This is a genomic window from Chitinimonas sp. BJB300, assembly GCF_002735695.1.
Taxonomy (GTDB): Bacteria; Pseudomonadota; Gammaproteobacteria; order Burkholderiales; family Chitinimonadaceae; genus Chitinimonas.
Map to the genome: position 1 here is coordinate 1 of NZ_PDZH01000224.1, position 3,674 is coordinate 3,674.

The 3,674-nt window shown below is 47.7% G+C and carries 4 protein-coding genes and 1 pseudogene; 3 read left to right on the forward strand and 2 right to left on the reverse strand.

Translation table 11 applies throughout. The annotated features are described in order from the left end of the window. Together CSQ89_RS20440 and CSQ89_RS23385 are read right to left on the reverse strand one after the other, a co-directional pair. Positions 1-508, reverse strand: a pseudogene (locus CSQ89_RS20440) (hypothetical protein); the annotation flags it as partial. Continuing rightward, on the reverse strand, positions 399-665 hold the full coding sequence (locus CSQ89_RS23385; protein WP_233203369.1) for a hypothetical protein: 267 nt from the start codon (positions 663-665) through the stop codon (positions 399-401). The gene CSQ89_RS23385 and the pseudogene CSQ89_RS20440, both read right to left, overlap by 110 nt. Before the next feature lie 314 nt (positions 666-979). Between CSQ89_RS23385 and CSQ89_RS20445 the strand changes: the two genes are divergently transcribed. The 3 genes from CSQ89_RS20445 to CSQ89_RS23395 form a co-directional block, all read left to right on the forward strand. Continuing rightward, the gene (locus tag CSQ89_RS20445) at positions 980-3,139 is read left to right on the forward strand and encodes a collagenase (protein ID WP_099407844.1); all 2,160 of its coding nucleotides are present in this window, start codon (positions 980-982) and stop codon (positions 3,137-3,139) included. Between the two features lie 154 nt (positions 3,140-3,293). Continuing rightward, positions 3,294-3,473 (forward strand): hypothetical protein, encoded by a 180-nt coding sequence (locus CSQ89_RS23390; protein ID WP_222103459.1) that lies wholly within the window; start codon positions 3,294-3,296, stop codon positions 3,471-3,473. 8 nt (positions 3,474-3,481) lie between these two features. Beyond that, the coding region (locus CSQ89_RS23395) for a transposase (RefSeq protein WP_233203362.1) at positions 3,482-3,674 on the forward strand (193 nt) is incomplete at its 3' end.

Here is a 3,674-nt window from a genome sequence, read left to right on the forward strand (position 1 = left end):
AGTGCGCGCACATCACAGCAAAGCGCGCATTGACGGTTCGCCCCTTGCCCTTGTTGATCCGATCAACCGCCGTCTTCATGTTGTCGTAGATGCCACGACGGGGGATACCACCCAAGGCCATGAAGGCGCGGGTGTGAGCATCGAACAGCATCTCGTGGCCCTGGCTAGGGTAGGCCACCAGCCAAAAGGCGCGGCTGGCGCAGAGCTTGAGGTGAGAGACCGGCATGCGGCGATAGAGGCCGCCAATCACTAACCCCTCCTCGCTCCAGTCAAACTGAAATGCCTCGCCCAACGCAAACTGCAGCGGTACAAAGGCGTGCAGTGCACTACCTTTACGACCGCGCCAGTCACGGATAAAGGCTGTCAGTTGGCTGTAACCGCCTTGGTAACCCTCCGCCTTAATTTGCGTGAACAAGGGCCCGGGCTGTGCGTCGATCCGGTTTGGGCCGGTGGGAATCAGCCTGGAGTGCCTGCTCCAATGTGGCGTAGAAGGTAGAGCGTTTCCCAGCTGACGCGGCTCGCTGGTAAGTGGGTGGCGCTGGTTCCTCTGGCATTCGAAGCCATTTGCGGATGGTATTGCGCGACAGACCTGTGCGCTTGGTAATCTCATGCAGCGACAGCTTGTCGCGTAGATACATCCGCCGATCCTTGCCTAACATTTCCATGGTGATCACCCTTTCTCTCCTGCCTAGAAATTAGGCAGGGCAAGTAGAACACCTGGGTCAGTTTTCGGTCAGCCGCAACAGGCAGAAGCAACATAGAAAATTGTCAATCCTTATCAGTGTTACTTCTCACACTTTTGGTTAATCCTCTTGATTTTAATGACAAATGCATTCAAAGTGAATTTTTACCGTTAGCTTTGTATTATCTTGTCATGCGCCTAGTCTCTATCGATTATCTTCCTTTAACTTTAAATCGACAAAACAGGCTTTGATACAGTTTTCAAATATTTATTTAAATGAGAAAAGAGAAATAGACTATGACTAATTTAGTAAAGCAACATGTCTTAGCTGGAATTGCTTGTAGCGTAGCTTGTGCATTTCTACCTGCAAATGCTGCAGCTGGTCCCTTGAATAAACCAATAGGTATTTCCAGCAATAAGACTAGAGATTCACGCAGTCCTCAATCTGACGCACTTCTCTCAAGTCAGTGGGACCTTAATAATATGGTGTACCAAAAAACATGCCCACAAGAACCAAGGATTCACATCAAAGCGCAAAAAGGTGCTGTCTATTCAGATGAAATTTTAGAAGAAACATGTGGTATTCTATTTGATTTAGAGAAACTGTATTTGAATACTATGTTTGGTGTTCAACTGAGCAGTCAGTATATGGATCCATCTATAAGCGGCGCATATATTCAACCATCAATTTATGATGGTGGCTTGGATATCTTCATGTTCAATTCGGAAGAAGATTATAATAGAGCTGGCTTAAAAGCCGGCGGCTATACTTCTCCCGGTACACCAGCCTATGTTGGAAACATTACTACGAATTTCCTTTATCATAAGGATAAAACTTGGGATGGTGCACCTATTAATAAATATGACCCTAAAAGTAGGAACACGCTTGAATATCAATATGCGCATAACTTAAGGCATGAATTTATCCACTATTTAGATGGTATTTATAACAACGTTTCGGTAGGAGCTTTTCCAAATGCGGATTGGTGGATTGAAGGACATGCCGAATATTTCGCACATCAGAACTCTTATTCTATAGCAGTAAATTGGGCTACAGAAGGATACTATTTAAGTGACATTTTAAAAGTGTCGTCTCAGGATCCAGATCACGCCAAAAAGGTGTATCGCTGGGGTTACTTGGCAGTACGCTTCATGTATGAACATCATCGCGATGTCATCGAGAATATACTAGCCACATTCCGAAGCACGGATAAACCTGAGGTTAAAATCCCTCGTTATCAAGACCTAATTAATAAATTTCTCGCCACACCAAATATTGAGTCTGACTTTCGGACATGGGTTGCTGACCTGAAAAAATTAAAGTCAGAAGAGCGAGTCAAACTTCCTTTTGCCGGGAACGCCTATGCTGGCGGAGTACGTAATCCGCCAAATCCAAATAGCGGGATCGGCGAAACCACATTTATTATGGGTAATACCTACCGAAACGGCGGGAAAACCAATATTTATGGTAAGAGTTATGAATTAAAGCTAGTGCGTTTCGATGGTAAGCCTTATACCGGTACTTTTTATGCTTATAATTGTCATCCACTTAATTGCACCGAAAAGGACGCAGTTATCGATACTAATAGGCGTACAAATGTCAATTTTGTACGCGCTTATTGGGTGAAAAACAGTAATAGCGTCGTCGCAGAAACTGGGCAGAAACCATTTGACAAAACGCCTGGGCGTTGGGGTACCAATTTTAACGTTGAGGCCAGGTATGAGAATGGGCAACAGGTAATGGTCGATGGAAAATACTATCGTTTGGTATTGTTAAATGCAGGTGAGGAATATAACAATGGATATACGATAGGCGGACATCTCGCACATCCAGATGCCTTCGTAGGCCTTGCGAAGGCCTGGGATAATGGTTTTGACGATACGGAAAATATGATTGCTTATTGGTTACCTGTAGGTAGCCCAGTGGAAAAACCAACCAAGACCAATAAGCCTACACCTACACCTACACCTACACCTACACCTACACCTACACCTACACCTACACCGTCTTCAAGTGATTTTGATGAGCGGCGGGCTTACCGTGCTGGTGATTGGGCCTATCTGAATGGCCGTCCCGTACAGCTGCAAGTGCTGGTAGATGGCAAACCCGCGGTTGATTACCCAGCGTTGCCTGGTATTTACTGCAAGCCAAATAGCTGTAACAGCGGCAGCCCCTGGATGACCATGCCAGATAGACGCGTGCGCATATTCTGGCAAGCGCCGGGGCAAACTCCCACTCCCACTCCGTCTTCGAGTGACTTTGATGAGCAGCGGGCTTACCGTGCCGGTGAGTGGGCCTACCTAAATGGTCGCCCAGTACAGTTGCATGTGTTGGTGGATGGCAAACCCGCGGATGATTACCCAGCGCTACCTGGTATTTACTGCAAACCGGGTAGCTGCACTAGCGCCAACCCTTGGATGACCGCAGATAGACGCGTACGTGTGTACTGGGAATAAGCTGAATTGGTTTAGCCCCTTAAAGCAGCGCAGAAAATTCTGCGCTGCTTTTTTGTGTGCCCAGCTTGGAGGCACGCCTTTGAATATATAGGGCACCTCGAAAAACCTTCCATCCATGGCATGATTCTGACATCCGAAAGTCAGCCCTCCCATCATGATCAAATCCAGTCTGTTTGCCAGTGAAGAACGTGAAGCCAAACTTGATCAGCTAGGCGATGCGCTGAAGGTCCTGGGGACCCATGTCGATTTTACCGCACTGGCGGCAGACATTGACCGGGCAGCGCCTCGACCCAGCCGCGCCCGCGGCGGCCGGCCGCCGTTTCCAACGGATTAATGGTTCGGATGCTGCTGGTTCAGCAATTATTCAATCTCAGCGATGAGCAGATGGAATTCCAGTTGCTGGATCGGCTGAGTTTCCAGCGCTTTGTCGGTCTACGCAGTAGCAGCCAGATTCCAGACCGTACCACCATTTGGACCTTCAAGGAGCGGCTCATTGCCGCAGGTGCGAGTGACAGCATCTTTGAAGCGGCCAATC

Excerpts from the sequence above, each read along its gene's own strand:
- CSQ89_RS23390 (WP_222103459.1), top strand. The coding sequence starts at position 3,294 with ATGATCAAATCCAGTCTGTTTGCCAGTGAAGAACGTGAAGCCAAACTT.
- CSQ89_RS20445 (WP_099407844.1), top strand. The coding sequence starts at position 980 with ATGACTAATTTAGTAAAGCAACATGTCTTAGCTGGAATTGCTTGTAGC.
- CSQ89_RS23385 (WP_233203369.1), bottom strand. The coding sequence starts at position 665 with ATGGAAATGTTAGGCAAGGATCGGCGGATGTATCTACGCGACAAGCTG.